We start from the raw sequence: 17132 nt of genomic DNA, 5'->3' as shown, positions 1-17132 counted from the left end.
GTACGCATGAATGCGACGAAAGGTTACATCCGGCTCAGTCGAAGCCGACTCCAAACGGCCAGCGCCGCCCGCAAATGCCAAGCACCTTGAACAATGCACCCATTTGATCGTCGGCGACCAGCCGGTCGTATTGCCGATCCAGCTTGTCGGCCTCTCCGGGCGATTTGCGCTTGAGCGCTTCGTGCCGGACATCGATCCCCATCTGGCGGAGCCATTCGCCCTGCATTTGCAGGCCCATCACATCGGCACCATTTTTGGCCGCGACTTCCTGCAGCATCTCGAAATCGACATGCGCGGTCAGGTCGGCCTCGCCGGGATGCGTGAGCGGATCGACCTTCTTGTGCTTCTTGAGCGCCTGGAGCGTTGAACCCGCACGCAGTTCGGTCGGGCCGTAATCCATGATCAGCGCGGCGCCGCCCTGGTTGGTCAGACGCTGTGCAATCTCGGCCATCACCGTTGCCGCCGCCGGACTGGTTTCGATCATCGAGCCTTGCGAAGCGTTCTTCCAGCTGGTCGGCACGACCGAGTCCATCGGCTTGTCGCCAGCGACGAACACGAAACGGTCATCGTCCAGCCCGACCATCCGCTCATGCCAGCCTTGAGCGGAGCGAACCAGCTGGTGAACAGGCAGCGCGTCGAAGAATTCGTTTGCGACAATCAGCAGCGGGCGGTCTTCGGGTAGCGTCGACAGATCGTTATGGAACCGGACCGCCGGGAAGGCCTGACGCTGAATCTTGCGCAGCTCGATCGAGCCTTCGACAAAGTGCAGATGCGGGTCGAAACCGTATTTACTGGCAGCGCGCAACACATCCTTGGTCAGCGTCCCGCGACCCGGGCCGAGCTCGACATAGTGGATGTTGTCCGACTGGCCCATCTTCACCCACAGATCGGCCAGCCATAGACCGACCAGCTCGCCGAACATCTGGCTGACTTCGGGCGCTGTGATGAAATCGCCTTCTTCGCCGAGCGGATCACGGCTCGCATAATAGCGCGCGTTACTCTCACCCATATATTGCGCGAGGCTGATAGGGCCGGTTTCGCGGATCAGGCGGCGGAAAGTTTCGCCGAGATTTTCGGCCTTGGCGCGCTCCGCTTCTTCCTTGGCCTTGGCTTCAGCGGCAGCTTTCTCTTCGGCTTCCTTCTTGGCCTTTGCTTCAGCCGCAGCCTTTGCTTCGGCTTCCTTCTTGGCTTTGGCCTCGGCAGCAGCTTTCTTTTTCGCCGCAGCTTCCGCTTCTTTCTTGGCCTTGGCCTCGGCCGCAGCCTTCTTTTTCGCTGCGGCTTCCGCTTCTTTCTTGGCCTTGGCCGCTGCTTCCTTTTCAGCTTTCGCTTTTGCTGCCGCCTCGGCTTTCGCCTTCTTCTCGGCCTCTTGCTTGGCCTTGGCTTCAGCCTCGGCTTTGGCTTTTTCCTCGGCCTCGCGCTTCGCCTTTTCTTCCGCGTCTTTCCTGGCTTTGGCCTCTGCGGCGGCCTTCGCCTTGGCCTCGGCCTTTCGCTTGGCTTCTGCCTTTGCTGCTGCCTCAGCCGCGGCCTCTTCTGCCTTGGCGCGAACCTCTGCTTCGGCGACGGCCTTGGCGCGCGCTTCGGCTTTGGCTTTCTCTTCGGCTTCCTTCTTGGCCTTCGCTTCAGCCGCAGCCTTTGCTTCGGCCTCCTTCTTGGCTTTGGCCTCAGCGGCAGCTTTCTTTTTCGCCGCAGCTTCCGCTTCTTTCTTGGCCTTGGCCGCTGCCGCCGCTTCAGCTGCCGCCTTGGCCTTAGCTTCCGCTTCAGCCTTCGCCTTCTCCTCGGCCTCTTTTTTCGCTTTCGCTTCGGCGTCCGCTTTGGCCTTAGCCTCTGCTTCTTTCTTCGCCTTCTCGGCCGCTGCCTTGGCTTTGGCCTCTTCTTCTGCCTTTGCCTGAGCCGCAGCCTCTGCTTCGGCTCTCGCTTTTTCCGCAGCAGCCTTTGCCACTTTCTCAGCTTCGACTTTGGCGTCGGCAGCGGGTTTCGCCCCAGCTTCAGCCAGACTCAGCACCAAAGCCTCGGTGCCGTCCGGTTCAATCAGCGTAAGTTTGGGACGCCACAGGCGCGGATCGTCGTCGAGGATCAGGCCGGCGTTCAGGCCGTCTGCGGAGTGCTCCCCGCGCCCGTGCCAACCGGCTTGCGGGTCACCGCGTAAAGCGTGACAATCAATCCAATCAAGATCAGCGGTACTGACAGCCATTGCCCCATCGATAGCCCGGTTTGAACTGCAAAGTCAGCCAATTGTGCATCCGGTTGACGGAAAAATTCGTTAACAAAGCGCGCCACTCCCATACCGAGCGTGAAAACACCGACAAGCAGACCCGGGCGATAACGCGCCTTGGTCTTCCAAAACAGCACGAGCAAGATCACGAGCAGCGCCAAACCTTCGAGCCCAGCCTGATAGAGCTGGCTGGGGTGGCGCGGCACTTCGTCAGCACCCGGAAACACCATGCCCCACGACACATCGGTCACGCGGCCCCACAATTCACCGTTGTTGAAGTTCGCCAGCCGCCCGAGCAGCATGCCCATCGGCACACTGACGGCGATGTAGTCGCACACGCGCAGGAAATTCAGCTTGTCGCGCCAGGTCACAAAGATGATCGCCACGACCACCCCGACAAGCCCGCCATGAAAGCTCATCCCGCCATCCCACATGCGTAATAGCTTCCAACTGACAAAGCCTTCGCCCGAAAAGTCGGTGAAGGCGCTCGGAATGCCGGTGTCACCGCCGGTATAGAACGCGGCGTAACCCAGCCGTCCACCCAGGATCACGCCGAGCGTGCAATAGAAGAACAGATCGTCGGCATGGCGCTGCGCCATCGGCGCACCGGGCGTCTTAAGCGCTTTCAGCGTGTGCCAATAGGCAAAAATCACCCCGATCAGATAGGCCAACGAGTAGAAGCGCAGCGTGAAAAACCCGAAGATATCGATCCCCGGCTTCAGCCCCAGATCCGACCAGTAAATCGGATCGGCAGCGCCGCTTGCAGCAAGTAGTGACAGCACGAAGCGAACCTCTTAATAGCGTTAGCCGTGCCGTATCGGCAGGCTTGCCGGGCGGCTTGTGGCACAGCGAATGGTTTGGGGGAAGCCTGACGCGAGCCGTCATTATTCAGGTGCCGCTAAGAGGCGGCGCTGTCGAACAGACTTGCAAAGTCGATTAGGAGAGAATTCTGCATGCCCACCCAGTTGGACACTGCGCTTGAAGCAATCATCGGAGAGCTGACCAAGGAAGGCCAGCCGTTTGCAACCGTTCCATTCGAACGCGGCGGAGCGGAAATGCCCGCATTCGCCGTCGCTCCGCCTACATTGGCGCATTACTTCGCGCATTTCTGCAACGAGCATAAGGATGTCCCCTTCCTGGTCGATGGCGATATCCGGATGACGTTCGGCGAATCCTACGCTGCCGCGGTGTGCGTGGCTCAGGGTCTCGCGACGCAGCATGGCCTTGAAAAAGGCGACCGTGTCGGAATTGCAGCACGCAACTCCAGTAACTGGATCATCGGCTATATGGGCATCGTGATGGCCGGCGGCTGCGCGACCTTGCTCAACGGTTTCTGGTCGGGCGAAGAGCTGGCTTACGGCATCGATCTGGCCGAGTGCAAAATCGTGCTCGCCGATGAAGGCCGCGCCAAACGCTTGGAAGGCCACGAACATGGCGCCAAGATCGTGATGATCGGTCATGATTCAGCCCCCGCAGAGGGTCTCGCCAATTGCTGGGCCGTACCGGGCGCAGATGCTCCGGCTGTTGCGATGGCCATGCTCGGCCAAATCGGGCCAGACGATATTGCGAGCATCCTCTATACCTCGGGCTCGACCGGCAAATCCAAGGGTGCATGGTCCGATCATCGCGGCGTCGTGCACGGCGTGATGAACTATGTCGCTCAAAGCGCGATGGCCAAACTGCTGCTTGAGAGCCAAGGCCAAGATCTTTCGGCCCAGCCGTCGGCTCTGGTCGCCGTTCCGCTGTTCCACGTGACCGGCGAAGTGCCGCTGTTCCTGCAAAGCTATGCGATTGCGCGCAAGCTGGTATTGATGCCGAAATGGAATGGTGGCGAAGCGCTCCGTTTGATGGCCGAAGAAAAGGTGACCTATTTCGTCGGCGTTCCGCTGATGAGCTATGAAATCGCCAGCCACCCCGACCGCGAGAAATACGACCTGTCGGCGTGTAAGAGCTTCGCCGCTGGCGGCGCTCCGCGCCCGGTTGAGCACGTCACCAAGATCAAGGAAGCGTTCCCCGAAGGCTTCCCGCTACTTGGCTACGGATTGACTGAAACGAACGCGGTGGGCTGCGGCAATTTCAACGAGAACTACATCGCCAAGCCCGGATCGACCGGCAAAGCCAGCGTGCCGATGGTCGATCTCGCGATCCTCGACGATGATGGGAACAAGCTGCCTCAGGGCGATGTCGGCGAGGTGTGCATCCGCTCGGTCGCCAACTTCCGCGGCTATTGGAACAACGATGAAGCGACAGACGCCGCCTTCACCGACGATCAGTATTTCCGAACCGGCGATCTCGGCTATCTCGACGAAGACGAGTACCTCTTCATCGTCGACCGCAAAAAAGACATCATCATTCGCGGCGGCGAGAACATCTCATGCATCGAAGTGGAAGACGCCGTCTACGCGCACGACGATATGGCCGAATGCTCCGTCTTTGGCCTGCCTGATGAGCGTATGGGTGAAGTCCCGGCGGCGGTGTTCCGGACCAAGCCGGGTCGTGATGCGATGAGCCCAGCTCAGCTGCGCGAATTCCTGCTCACCCGGATCGCTCCGTTCAAGGTGCCACTGGAAGAGCATATCTGGGTCGTCACCGATGTGCTTCCGCGCCTGGGCACCCAGAAGATCGACAAGAAGACGCTGCGCGAAGAATACACGAAGAAGCTCGTCGCGGCATGATGCACCGCGCCGCGTCTCGCCGACACCGTTGAGGTTGAACCGATGAGCACGCGGCGCGTCCCCAATCAGCGCGCGATCCTGGATCGCCGTGCACTGGCCGAGGCCATCTCGGCACTTGCCGAGGAGCAAGGCGAGGAGGCTCGCCCGGCAATACTGGAAGCGCTGCGAGACGCGCTCGACAATGGCCGCGCTGAACTCGCTCGGCGGCTCGCGGAGAAACCGTCCGCAGGCTACGAATGCGTCCATGGCCATTCGTTCCTGGTCGATCAGATCGTGCGGGTCATTCACGACTACATAGTTGAGCACGTCTACCCGGTGCCCAATCGCACCGCGGCAGAGCGGCTCGCGATCCTGGCGGTCGGCGGATATGGCCGCGCCGAAATGGCGCCGCATTCCGATGTCGACATCGCCTTCATCACCCCGATGAAGCGCGCGCCGTGGTGCGAGCAGGTGATCGAGGCGATGCTTTATCTGCTGTGGGACCTTGGCCTTAAAGTCGGCCAGTCGAGCCGCACCATCGCCGACAGCATGACCATGGCGAAGGAAGACCTGACCATCCGCACCGCACTGCTCGAAGGCAGGTTGGTGTGGGGCGATCAGGAGCTTTACGAGGAACTGCGCCAGCGCTTCTGGACCGATGTCGTGAAAGGCAGCGAGCGGCTGTTCCTGACGCAAAAGCTGGAAGAGCGAAACCAGCGGCACAAGCGCATGGGCGACAGCCGCTATGTCGTCGAACCCAATGTAAAAGACGGCAAGGGCGGACTGCGCGACCTTCAGACGCTGTATTGGATCGGCAAGTATATTCACCGCGCCGAAACCGCTGCTGAACTGGTTGGCGTTGGGCTGCTGACCCCAACCGAATATCGCAGTTTCCGCCGCGCCGAAGGGTTCCTGCTCGCCGTGCGCAGCCACATGCACACGATAACGGACCGCGCCGAAGACCGCCTGACGTTCGATCTGCAGCGTGAAGTCGCGGCGCGCATGAACTTCGCCGATCGACCCGGCAAAAGCGCGGTCGAACGTTTCATGCAGTTCTATTTCCTGCAGGTAAAACGCGTCGGCAATCTGACCGGTGTTTTCCTGTCGCATCTCGACGAGGAATTCGCCAAAAAACGCGTGCGCGGCGGGTTCTTCGCAGGCTGGAACACGAAGCCGCGCGTGCTCAAAGGCTACGTCGTCGATGGCGGACGGATCAAGGCACCAAGCGACGACTGGTTCCACAAGGACCCGGTTCGGCTAATTGAGATATTTCAGCTGGCCGAAGCCGAAGGGCTCGAAGTGCATCCCGATACGATGCGGCAAGCAGATCGGGATTCGAAACTGATCAAGGCCACAGTCCGCAAGGACAAGCGGGCTAACGCGCTGTTCCTCGACTTGCTCGGCGGACGCAAGGATCCGGAATCGGCGCTGCGCTGGATGAACGAAGCGGGCGTGTTCGGCCGGTTCGTGCCAGACTTTGGGCGGGTCAATGCGCAGATGCAGTTCGACATGTATCACCATTACACAGTCGACGAGCACACGATCCGCGCGATTGGCTTGCTTTCACAAATCGAGCGCGGATTGCTCGCAAAAGACCATCCGCGCGCGACCAAGCAGATTCACAAGGTTGCCTCGCGCCGGGCGCTGTTCGTTGCCGTGCTGTTGCACGACATCGCCAAGGGGCGCGGCGGTGATCATTCCGTGCTCGGAGCGGAAGTCGCACATGAACTCTGCCCGCGTTTCGGGCTGGATCAGAAGGAAACTGAGCTGGTTGCGTGGCTGGTGTTGCAACATTTGCTGATGAGCTCGACCGCGCAAAAGCGCGATCTGACCGATCCCAAGACGATCGAGGATTTCGTGGCCGAGGTGAAGACCGTTGATCGTCTGCGCAATCTCGCGATCCTGACGGCTGTGGACATTCGCGCAGTCGGCCCAGGCACATGGAACAGCTGGAAAGGCCAGCTGCTCGGCGAACTCTATGACGCGGCGCAAGAACGTCTGCGTCTGGGTCATAAGCGCCATGGCCGTGCCGAGCGCGTTCACGCCAAGAAGGCTGGCGTCGCTGCGATTCTGGGCCAGAAAGCGGGCCTGATCGACGAAGTCGGCGAGATGATGAGCGACGCCTATTGGATCGCCGAACCCGAGGATATCATCGCCAAGAACTTCATCCAGTATGAGGAAGCACAGCGGATCGAAGAGCACCTGTCGATTCATTGCGAAGCCGACGAAGAACGCGGTGCGACTTTGGTCAGCGTGATCGCCGCGGACCATCCGGGCCTGTTCTACCGCATCGCCGGCGGGATCCATCTCGCTGGTGCAAACATCATTGATGCCCGTATTCACACCGCGATGAACGGCTACGCGGTAGACAATTTCCTGGTGCAGGACCTGCACGGCGAACCCTTCCGCGAGGACAGCCAGATTGCGCGCCTCAAGAAAGGCATCCGCGACGCGCTGTTGGCGCAAGTGGAGCTGGTGCCCAAGCTCGCCGCGCGCCCGCTATCGCATTCGCGCGCAAAGGCATTTGAAGTCGCGCCGAACGTGAATTTCGACAACACCGCTTCGAACAATTTTACGGTGGTCGAAGTAACCGCACGCGACCGTCCGGCTCTGCTCAACAGGCTCGCCCACGCACTTTACCGTGCCAATCTGATGGTCCAGTCCGCACACATCACAGCCTATGGCGAAAGCGCCGCCGACACGTTTTATGTGACGGACCTGACGGGCGCGAAGATCACTGCACCCGACAGGCTGGCGGAGATCGAAGCCATGTTGTTGGATGCCGCCAGCGATCAGCGGCAGCGCGAGCACGAGAACGCCTGATTCCCATACCACTTTGCCGCCGTTGCAGTCTTGCTACAGTCCAGACGGCAAATTGAGTTGCAAGCGCTGAACTTATTTTCTAATTCCCGTCGCCCTAATCTCTGGGAGAGAGAAAAAATGGCACTGCTTACCCCCGCGCGGTCCCTAACCGCACTTCTACTTTGCACCGCAGCTACGTTCCCCTTTGCCGCTCAAGCACAAGATGCTGACGCGACCGAGGAAGGCGCTGAGGCCGCCGAGAATACAATTCTCGTCACCGGTTCGCGCATCCGCCGCCAGTCACAGGGCGATCTGGCATCGCCGCTGGCGACAATTGGTCAGGAAGCGATTTCGGACATTGGCGCGCAGAACATCGGCGAAATCGCCCAATCGCTCACCATCAACAGTGGCGCGCAAAACAACCCTGACGCTTTCACCCAAGGCGGAACGACGGGCACATCGAATATCAACCTGCGCGGTCTGGGCGTTGCCTCGACTCTGATCCTGCTGAACGGGAAACGGCAAACTTTGTCGTCCGCCCCGACCAATGACGGCATCAACTTTGTCGATACCAGTTCGCTGGTACCGCTGATCGCGGTCGAGCGGGTCGAGATCCTGAAGGACGGCGCGTCCTCGCTGTATGGTTCGGACGCAGTTGCAGGCGTGGTGAACTTCATCACGCGCGACAATTACGAAGGGCTTCTGGTTTCCGGAGAATACACCGACCACCTCGGGACCGGAAACTACTCGGAATACAACATTCAGGCTCTGGCCGGATTTGAAGTCGGTGACTTCAACCTGATTGGCGCGATCAGCTATATCGACCGCTCTCCGCTCACGACCGCTGAGCGCCGCCTGTCTGAGCCAGCAGACGATACGTCCGCGCTTGGTAATCCTGGCGCCTTCTTCGGGGTACCGGGCGTTCCCGCAGGCGCACCATTCATTGATCCGGGTTGCGCGGGCGCAGGCGGATTCCCGAGCCCAGCGAGCGCGGCAACCGCTGCACTGGTTCCACAAGGCATCGGTTTCTGCGGTTTCGATTTTGGTGAGTTCTTCAACCTCGTCCCGGACGAGCAGCGCGTTACCGCCTTTGTCGCAGCCAATGCAGACCTGTCGGACAGCGTGCGTTTCAGCGCCGAAGTCGGTTACTCCAACAACGAAGCGGTTCGTGGCAACTCGCCGACCTTCCCGTTCCTGCAGTTGGGCCAAGCGGTTGTCCCTACATTCAACCCGAACAACCCTTTCGGCGCCAATGTCGTGTTCTTCGGCCGTGCCAGCGGCAATGGCGGCGAAGTCTCACCGGCTTCCTTCGAATCCGAGACATTGCGGATTTCAAGCACGCTGGAAGGCGACTTCGACGGCTTCCTGACGAACGGCCTCTGGAATGTCAGCCTGACCTATGCCGACAACAGCTTTACGGCCAACACCGAAGACACCGTGCGTGATCGGTTCGCGTGTTCGCTGCGCGGCTTCAATGCCAGCCCCGCGTTCAACGCAGCAACGGGGCTCGATTGTACTGCCAGCAACCCGTTCCTGACCGCCAATGGCGCGGCAATTCCTGCCGACGGAACGTTCTTCAATCCCTTCGCGACAGCTTTGGCTGGCGGAGTTAACGCCAATGCGGCGCTGCTCGATTACGTCACCGAGTTCTCGACTTCGAACCGCGGTGCGGAATTGTTCGTCGCTGAAGGTTTCGTGTCGGGCGAGCTGTTTGACCTTCCAGCTGGCCCCGTCGGCATCGCGATCGGTGCGCAATATCGCGACCAGCGGATTTCGGCGGACTTCGATGACATCACCCTCAATGATGGCTTTGCCTTCCTGATCGGTGAGCAGGCCTTCTCTGGCGGGCAAGATGTCTACGCCATTTTCGGCGAATTGAATGTTCCCGTCCTCGATTGGGCAGAACTGCAACTAGCGCTGCGGTTTGAAGATTATGGCGATGAAGGGGGCAGCACGCTCGATCCCAAGATTGCTGTGCTGTTGCGCCCAGCCGATTGGATCTCGCTGCGTGGGTCGTTCTCGACCTCGTTCCGTGCACCGTCGACCTTCCAGCTGCAGGGCCAATCGACCACGCTGCAACAGGTTTCGGACCCGGCCAATGGCGGGGCCAATGCCTTCGTCGCTGTGCGCGCGGTCGGCAACCCGAACCTCATCCCTGAGGACTCTACCGCCTATAACCTCGGCTTCACCATCGAGCCGATTTTCGGGTTCGAGATCAGCGCCGATTACTACAACTTCGAATTCCAGGATGCGATCGTTCAGACCGCAGCGCAATCGATCGTGAATGCTGATCCGAACGGACCCAACATCATTCGGAGCCCGGCTGGTACGATCATCCAGGTCAACAACAGCTACGTAAACGCAGCCAGCGTCACCACGTCCGGGATCGATTTTTCGGTCCGCTATCGGATCGATGCCGGCTTCGGCACAATCACGCCGAGCTTCGAAGGCAACTACGTGATCGAATACGATCTCCAGACAGCAGTTGGCGGTCCGATCATTGATGGTGCGGGCAACCGCAACTTCACCAATTTCGGCTCACCAACTCCGGACCTGCGCTTCAATGCAGGGCTGCAGTTTGAAACCGGCGCACACTCGCTCAACATCTTTGGTCGCTACATCGACAGCTACCTCGATGATCAGAATGGCGGAGCGGACATCGACAGCGATTTCCGGGTCGATGTTCAATACAGCGTCGCGATCAATGAATTCTTCGATCGCGACAAGCTGCTGCAACTGACCGTTGGCGCCCGTAACATCTTCGATGTGACGGCACCTCGCGTCGCGACCAATGGCGGCTTTGACAGCCGCGTCCATGATCCGCGCGGAGCATTGGTCACAGTTGGATTGACCGGCGAATTCTAACGCCGCCTGACTTCAGGCTGAAGTAGGAAGGGCGCTCTGGCAACAGGGCGCCCTTTCTTTTTTGGCGTCGCCGTAGCCACCCACACCCTCCGCCCTTCCACCCGGAACCTACCGGGACACTATCCGGGTGGAAGGGCGGAGGGTGTGGGTGGCTTGGCCGTTAGCTATGAACGCGCCCCGAACAACGCCGTCCCAACCCGGACATGTGTCGCACCGAGTTGAACCGCAGTTTCATAATCTCCGCTCATGCCCATGCTCAGACCTTCGACGCCATTGTCGTCAGCCAGCTTCGCGAGCAGTGCAAAGAACGGCGCAGGTTCGATGACGGCGGGCGGCAGGCACATCAATCCGGCGACAGGAATGTCGGCGTCGCGCACCTTGCCGATAAACTCCGGTACTTCGCTGATCGGGCAACCGCCTTTCTGGTCCTCGTCTCCGATATTGACCTGAACGAAGCACGGCACGCGCTTGCCCGCCTTGTCCATCGCCTTGGCGAGCGCCTTGAGCAGGCTCATCCTGTCGAGCGCGTGGATGCAGTCAAACATATCCACCGCGTCTTCGGCCTTGTTCGATTGCAACTGGCCAATCAGGTGCAGCTCGGCGTCGGGATAGGCTTCGCGCAATTCCGGCCATTTGCCTTGCGCTTCCTGAACGCGGTTTTCGCCGAACACACGGTGCCCTGCCTCTAGCAGCGGAGCGATCCGCTCAGTCGGATGGGTCTTGCTGACTGCGATCAGGGTCACATCCTCGCGTTTGCGGCGGGCGATTTTGCACATGCGCGCGATATTGGCGTCGACTTCTGCGAGACGAGTTGCTGCACTTTCCATGGCGGCGCGATATAGCGCGCGAATGGCGCGAAACCAGTCCCTGCCTGACATCTGGCTTATCTCCGATGAGCGGAACGATGCCGTTCTGGAAAGCGCGCTGCGTGGGCTGCCGCGCGGGTCCGGCTTTATTTACCGCCACTATCACCTCGATGATCCCAACCGTTGGGACCGGTTCCGCACCTTGTGCCGTGTCGCGCGCGCATGCGATCATACGGTGATACTCGCCGACAGCGCACTGACCGCGACCGAATGGGGCGCAGATGGGATCTACGGATCGCCTCGCTCGCTATGTCCGCGCCGTCGGGATATGCTGCATCTGGCGACGGCGCATAACCTTGCAGAGATCGGAATTGCGAACCGGCTTGGAGCGGATGCGGTTCTGTTGTCTCCGGTTTTCCCAACCACGTCGCATCCCGGAGACAAAGTGCTCGGACCGGCGCAATTCCGACTGCTGGCAGAACACTCGCAAGTCCCTGTAATCGCGCTCGGCGGGATGTCGACCGAACGCGCTTGGTCGCTAAAATGGCCGCGTTGGGCCGCGATCGACGGCCTGAGTTAGCTCGCTCACCCCATCTCAGGGCGCTTGACCCGGACTCGCCTAGGATTCATGGTGTGTTCCGATAGGAGGGTCCAAAGGCAAAGTCATGGCTTCGCGAGCAATCAACACCCGTAAATCGACCGCAGACTGGCGCGCCGGACTGCGCCGTTCGCTGCGCCGCGCCGCGCAGATGACAGGCGCCGGTGTGCTGTTGATGGCGATGATTTTCCTCACGCTTTCGCTGATCAGCTACACCCAGACCGACCCCAGCCCTTCGACCGCTGCAGCACCCGACCAGATCAGCAACTGGATGGGCAGCGCCGGTGCCTGGACCGCAGACCGCGTGCTGTTCGCCTTTGGTCTGCCAGCAATCCTTTTGCTCCCATTGCTCTACATCTCCGCGCGCAAACTGTGGCGCGACGTCGAGAATGACGACGATCTGGAAAGCGTGGATGAGAGCACGCGCTGGTGGCTGCCCACCGGTTTGCTGCTCATCGCCATGGTGCTGTTCGGCACGGTCCTGTCGCTCGCCTTCGACAATGCAGGCGGCACTTTGCCCGCGCAATTAGGCGGAGTTTCCGGCTTGCTCGGCGCGTCTGCTATCGAGGCGTTAGCCTCGCGGCTGGGCGAAAGCGCATCAGGCTGGGTGATCCTTGGCTTTGCGCTTGCATGCCTCGCCGGGGCCACTGGCCTACTGACGCGGGTTTTCGCGATCGATTGGCGGGCATTGCTGACACTGCCCAATTTCCTGACTGACGGTGACGGAATTCTATCGAAACTGCCCTTCTTCAGACGGTCCGGGCAACTGGCCCTGCCGGGACGCGAAATTGATGACGCGGTGGCCGCTCCCAAATCGCGCCGCAAGCCCAAGGTGGAAGCGGAAGCCCGCGCCGAACCGGCACCACGCCGATCGCCAGAAATTACAGATCCGTCGGCACCGCCGAAAAAGGCCGCTCCGGCAAAGCAAAACCAGCGCGACATGTTCGCCAATTACGAGCTGCCCAGCCTCGAATTGCTGGCCGAGATTCCATCCGACAACGCGCCCAAGCTCGATAAGCTCGCGCTCGAACGCAACGCCCGGCTGCTCGAAAACGTGCTCGATGATTTCAACGTAAAGGGTGAGATCACCGCCGTTCGCACCGGGCCGGTTGTGACGATGTACGAGCTGGAGCCTGCTCCCGGTATCAAAGCCAGCCGCGTGGTTGGCCTGGCCGAAGATATCGCCCGCAACATGTCGGCGATCTCGGCCCGCGTCTCACCGATCCCCGGCAAAACCGTGATGGGCATCGAACTGCCCAATGCCGACCGCCAGATGGTGATGCTGAAGGAGCTCGCCGCTTGCGCTGCTTTTGCGGAATCCAAAGGCAATCTGCCGATCATTTTGGGTAAGGATATCGCAGGCGAACCGATCATCGCCGACCTTGCGGCCATGCCGCACTTGCTGGTGGCCGGGACGACCGGGTCGGGCAAGTCGGTCGGGCTGAACTGTATCCTGCTCAGCCTGCTGTATCATTTCACGCCCGCCGAATGCCGTTTGATCCTGATCGATCCCAAAGTGCTCGAGCTGAAGAGCTACGACGATATTCCGCACCTGCTCTCGCCAGTAGTGACCGAGCCTCACAAGTCGGTCCGCGCACTCAAATGGGCGGTCGAGGAGATGGAGCGCCGGTATCGGATGATGAGCTCGATCAATTCGCGCAACATCAACAGCTTCAACGACAAAGTCCGCGCTGCCGCCGCGAAAGGCAAACCGCTAGGCCGCAGGGTGCAGACCGGCTTCGATCCAGACACGGGCGAGCAGCTCTACGAAGAAGAACAGCTCGATTACCAGCCGCTGCCACAGATCGTGCTGATCGTCGACGAACTTGCCGATTTGATGGTGACGGTCGGCAAGGAAATCGAAGTACTGATCCAGCGGCTTAGCCAGAAATCACGCGCCGCCGGCATCCATCTGATCATGGCCACCCAGCGCCCTTCAGTCGACGTCATCACCGGCGTGATCAAGGCCAACCTGCCAACCCGGATCAGCTTCAAGGTCACCAGCCGGATCGACAGCCGCACGATCCTGGGCGAACAGGGCGCCGAACAGCTGCTGGGCAAGGGCGATATGCTCTACAAGCCGAACACAGGCGCGATGGTGCGTGTGCACGGCCCATTCGTTTCGGATGAGGAAGTCGAAGCGGTCGCCGATTTCTGGCGCGCACAAGGTTCGCCTGAATATGTCGATGCCGTCACCGAAGAACCCGAAGATGGCGGCGGATTGAACTTCGAAGACGATTTGACCGCTTCGGACAGCCCGGAAGAGCGCAAGTATCGTCAGGCCTGCCAGATCGTGATCGAGAATCAGAAGGCGTCCGGTTCGTGGCTCCAGCGCCAGATGGGTGTCGGCTACAACACCGCCGCCAAATGGATCGAGCGGATGGAAAGCGAAGGTCTCGTCGGACCCGCCAACCATGTCGGCCGCCGAGAGATCTTCCGCGATCAGGATGGCAATCCACTTTGATGCGGCACACGGGTCAGGCCGATTAGCCCCAGCGACAGTTCACTATCCGTGATCGGCAGGATGCAGTTCGCCGGCGAATGGCGCGAATATCAGGCGCGCGTCCTCGCTGAAATGGAAAGTCACCTAGGGGACGATCGGCTGCACGTCGTCGCCGCGCCCGGTGCAGGCAAGACGGTGCTCGGTCTCGAAATCGTCCGGCAGCTTGGCAAGCCAGCGCTGGTTTTCGCGCCAAGTCTGGCCATTCGCGATCAATGGGGCGAGCGGCTGGTGCCGCTGTTCATGGCAGAGATGCCGCCTGAAAACGACATCTCTCGCAATCTTGCCGATCCGCGCGCCTTAACCCTTTCGACCTATCAGTCGCTCGACAGCTTTCGGCGCAGCGACGATCTGACGGATCTGATCGCGACCTTGAACGAAAAGGGCCCGCTCACGCTGGTGCTCGATGAAGCGCATCACCTGCGCCGGGCATGGTGGGAGTGCCTCGACCGGTTGGCGAAAGAGTTGAACGACGTGACCATCGTCGCGCTGACCGCCACGCCGCCCTACGATGCTAGCTTCGCCGAGTGGAAGCGGTACGAGGCGCTATGCGGCCCCATCGATCTCGAAATCGGCATCCCGGAACTGGTACGTAACGGAGACCTGTGCCCGCATCAGGATCATCTGGTGCTCTCGCGCCCGACCGAGGATGCACTCGCAGTGCTCGCACGGCGGCACAAGGCAATCGGCGATCTCCAACTGGAATTGATCAATGACGACGAATTGCTTGAATGGCTCGCCCGGCACCCTTGGCTGACCGATCCCGACGCGCATATCGAAGACATCCTCGAAGCGCCGGAAATGCTTTCGGCGGCGCTCATTTTGCTTGGTTCGGCTGGGCGGAAACTACCGCGTGAACCGCTCGATCTGCTTGGCGTTTCCGCAAGCGATCTCCCTCGCCCGTCGCTGTTCTGGCTGGAGCGGCTGCTTGACGGTCTGTTGTTCCGGCACAAACAGGTTTTTGTGCTGGACCAGGAGCGGCGAGAGACATTGCACAATCGTCTGCAGCGTCACGGTCTGATCGAAGGTGGCAAGGTACGGCTCCAGCATACCCGCTCGGTGTTTCGCCTGCTGGCTTCCAGCCTTGCCAAACTCGATAGCATCGCAGAGATCGCCGAAACGGAACACGGTAAGCTGGGCGACGAGCTGCGGATGGTGGTGCTGTCCGATCATATTCGCGCAGGCGAGTTGCCGCGCAGCCCCGAGGCCGAATTCAAGCCTGCGAAGCTGGGCGTGATCCCAATCTTCGAAAGCCTGCGACGGGCTGGCATAGCGGAAGCGAAGATCGGTGTATTGACCGGCAGTCTGGTAATCATCCCGCGCTCGGCCATGGAGGCGCTCGGAGAGGTCGCCGAAAGACTGGGGATGCCGCGCGGTTCCGTTCGCTGCAAAGACATTAAGGCGTGCCCCGGGCATGTCGAGCTGCAGCCTGTGGGAGGCAACAGCGCTGACCAGATCAGGCTTGTCACTGCGCTGTTTCTAAGTGGCGAAGTTCGGATACTGGTCGGTACTCAGTCGCTGCTAGGGCAGGGATGGGACGCGCCCGCGCTCAACAGCCTTGTGTTGGCCAGCAACACCGCGTCCTTCATGCTGTCGAACCAGATGCGCGGCCGGGCGATCCGGATCGACCCGCACCAGCCGGATAAGGTCGCCAATATCTGGCATCTCGCAACGATAGAGCCTGATGAGAGCACCTTGGCGCAGGCGGTCACGGCGTCACTTAATTGGGGCGCGTTCAACGATGGTGGTTCTGGCGGCGTGTCCGATATCGGCGTGGTCGCAAGGCGATTTCGAGCGTTCGAGTGTATTTCGAACGGCGAGGCGAGATTGATCGAAAGCGGGCTCGGGCGGTTGGACATCGATCCGGCGCAGAGCATTGCCACTTTGAACCGGCAAGCCTTCGCCATAGCGGCGGACCGCGCGGGCATCGCGTCGAAATGGTCTACTTCACTGGGTGATGGAGAAGCGCGCTCTCGAGTGCGCGAAACCGCCGCGCCCAACTATGCGCCGCGGCGCCTGAGCTGGTTCGACACCCTCCATTCCGCTGCATGGAGCGCAGGAAGCACCGCCGCTTTGGTCGCGGGAAACGAACTGCGCGCGGTCGCATCGTTCGAAGGGCTCGGCATGGTCGCGATGGGCGCCGCCGGTATAGCAACGCTCGCCAGCCTGCCCCGCCTTGCCAAAGCCGCTCGGCTCGCCTGGCGCAATGGATCGCTCGAGGGAAGCCTCGGCGAAGTGGCGCAAGCGATCCTTCGTGGTCTCGCCGAAGCGAAGATCATTGCCGCTTCGGAAGTCGACGCCGCGCGGATCGACATCCGAACCAGCGTCGACGGACGCAAGGATGTTATCGTCGCAGGCGTCAGCCGCGCGGCCGAGCGTGCGGTCATGCAGGCCATCGCGGAAGTGCTCGGGCCGGTCCAGAACCCGCGTTACCTATTGGTGCGCAAATCGTGGCTCGGCCCGAAACGGCGGACCGACTACCATGCAGTTCCTGCGGCGCTCGGTGCGCGCAAGGAATATGCCGAGGCCTTCCTGACTATCTGGAAGTCCCAGATCGGCTCGTCCAAGCTCGTCTTCACCCGCAACCGCGAAGGCAGACAGGTGCTGCTGCGGGCGCGGATGAAATCGCTCGCAGCAGGGTTCCAGCGCTCGGTGGATCGAAGGTCGGCATGGCTCTAGGCCACGCTCAGAGCCA

At 60.7% G+C, this 17132-nt stretch carries 9 protein-coding genes; 6 read left to right on the top strand and 3 right to left on the bottom strand.

Annotated elements, in window-relative coordinates; translation table 11 throughout:
* Positions 1-34: 34 nt before the first annotated feature.
* Together Q0837_RS17590 and lgt are read right to left on the bottom strand one after the other, a co-directional pair.
* Positions 35-2191 (bottom strand): SAM-dependent methyltransferase, encoded by a 2157-nt coding sequence (locus Q0837_RS17590; RefSeq protein WP_366519699.1) that lies wholly within the window; start codon positions 2189-2191, stop codon positions 35-37.
* Positions 2086-2994 carry a prolipoprotein diacylglyceryl transferase gene (gene lgt, locus Q0837_RS16270; protein WP_298471161.1) on the bottom strand — a complete coding sequence of 303 codons (909 nt, stop codon included), beginning with the start codon at positions 2992-2994 and terminating at the stop codon, positions 2086-2088. The genes Q0837_RS17590 and lgt overlap by 106 nt, the downstream gene beginning before the upstream one ends.
* Before the next feature lie 171 nt (positions 2995-3165).
* Here lgt and Q0837_RS16265 point away from each other — a divergent pair, with 171 nt between their 5' ends.
* From Q0837_RS16265 to Q0837_RS16255, 3 genes are all read left to right on the top strand, one after another.
* Positions 3166-4887 (top strand): class I adenylate-forming enzyme family protein, encoded by a 1722-nt coding sequence (locus tag Q0837_RS16265; RefSeq protein WP_298471159.1) that lies wholly within the window; start codon positions 3166-3168, stop codon positions 4885-4887.
* Positions 4888-4929: 42 nt separating this feature from the next.
* The gene (locus tag Q0837_RS16260) at positions 4930-7689 is read left to right on the top strand and encodes a [protein-PII] uridylyltransferase (protein WP_298471158.1); all 2760 of its coding nucleotides are present in this window, start codon (positions 4930-4932) and stop codon (positions 7687-7689) included.
* Between the two features lie 117 nt (positions 7690-7806).
* A complete protein-coding gene (locus tag Q0837_RS16255; RefSeq protein WP_298471157.1) occupies positions 7807-10533 on the top strand; it encodes a TonB-dependent siderophore receptor in 2727 nt (908 codons plus the stop codon).
* Positions 10534-10697: 164 nt separating this feature from the next.
* On the opposite strand, the gene Q0837_RS16250 is transcribed toward Q0837_RS16255, so the two are convergent.
* Positions 10698-11360 (bottom strand): YggS family pyridoxal phosphate-dependent enzyme, encoded by a 663-nt coding sequence (locus tag Q0837_RS16250; RefSeq protein WP_298471156.1) that lies wholly within the window; start codon positions 11358-11360, stop codon positions 10698-10700.
* On the opposite strand from Q0837_RS16250, the gene Q0837_RS16245 reads away from it, so the two are divergent.
* The 3 genes from Q0837_RS16245 to Q0837_RS16235 all read left to right on the top strand — a co-directional run bounded on the left by Q0837_RS16245 (position 11359) and on the right by Q0837_RS16235 (position 17116).
* A complete protein-coding gene (locus Q0837_RS16245) occupies positions 11359-11919 on the top strand; it encodes a thiamine phosphate synthase (RefSeq protein WP_298471155.1) in 561 nt (186 codons plus the stop codon). The genes Q0837_RS16250 and Q0837_RS16245 overlap by 2 nt on opposite strands.
* 85 nt (positions 11920-12004) lie before the next feature.
* On the top strand, positions 12005-14401 hold the full coding sequence (locus Q0837_RS16240; protein WP_298471154.1) for a DNA translocase FtsK 4TM domain-containing protein: 2397 nt from the start codon (positions 12005-12007) through the stop codon (positions 14399-14401).
* Positions 14402-14461: 60 nt separating this feature from the next.
* Entirely contained in the window at positions 14462-17116 is a 2655-nt protein-coding gene (locus tag Q0837_RS16235; RefSeq protein ID WP_298471152.1) for a DEAD/DEAH box helicase family protein, read from the top strand.
* Positions 17117-17132: the final 16 nt, after the last annotated feature.

This window comes from uncultured Erythrobacter sp., from assembly GCF_947499705.1.
Lineage (GTDB): Bacteria > Pseudomonadota > Alphaproteobacteria > Sphingomonadales > Sphingomonadaceae > Erythrobacter.
The sequence above is the reverse complement of the archived record's forward strand: the minus strand, read 5'-3'. Positions and strand labels throughout refer to the sequence as shown.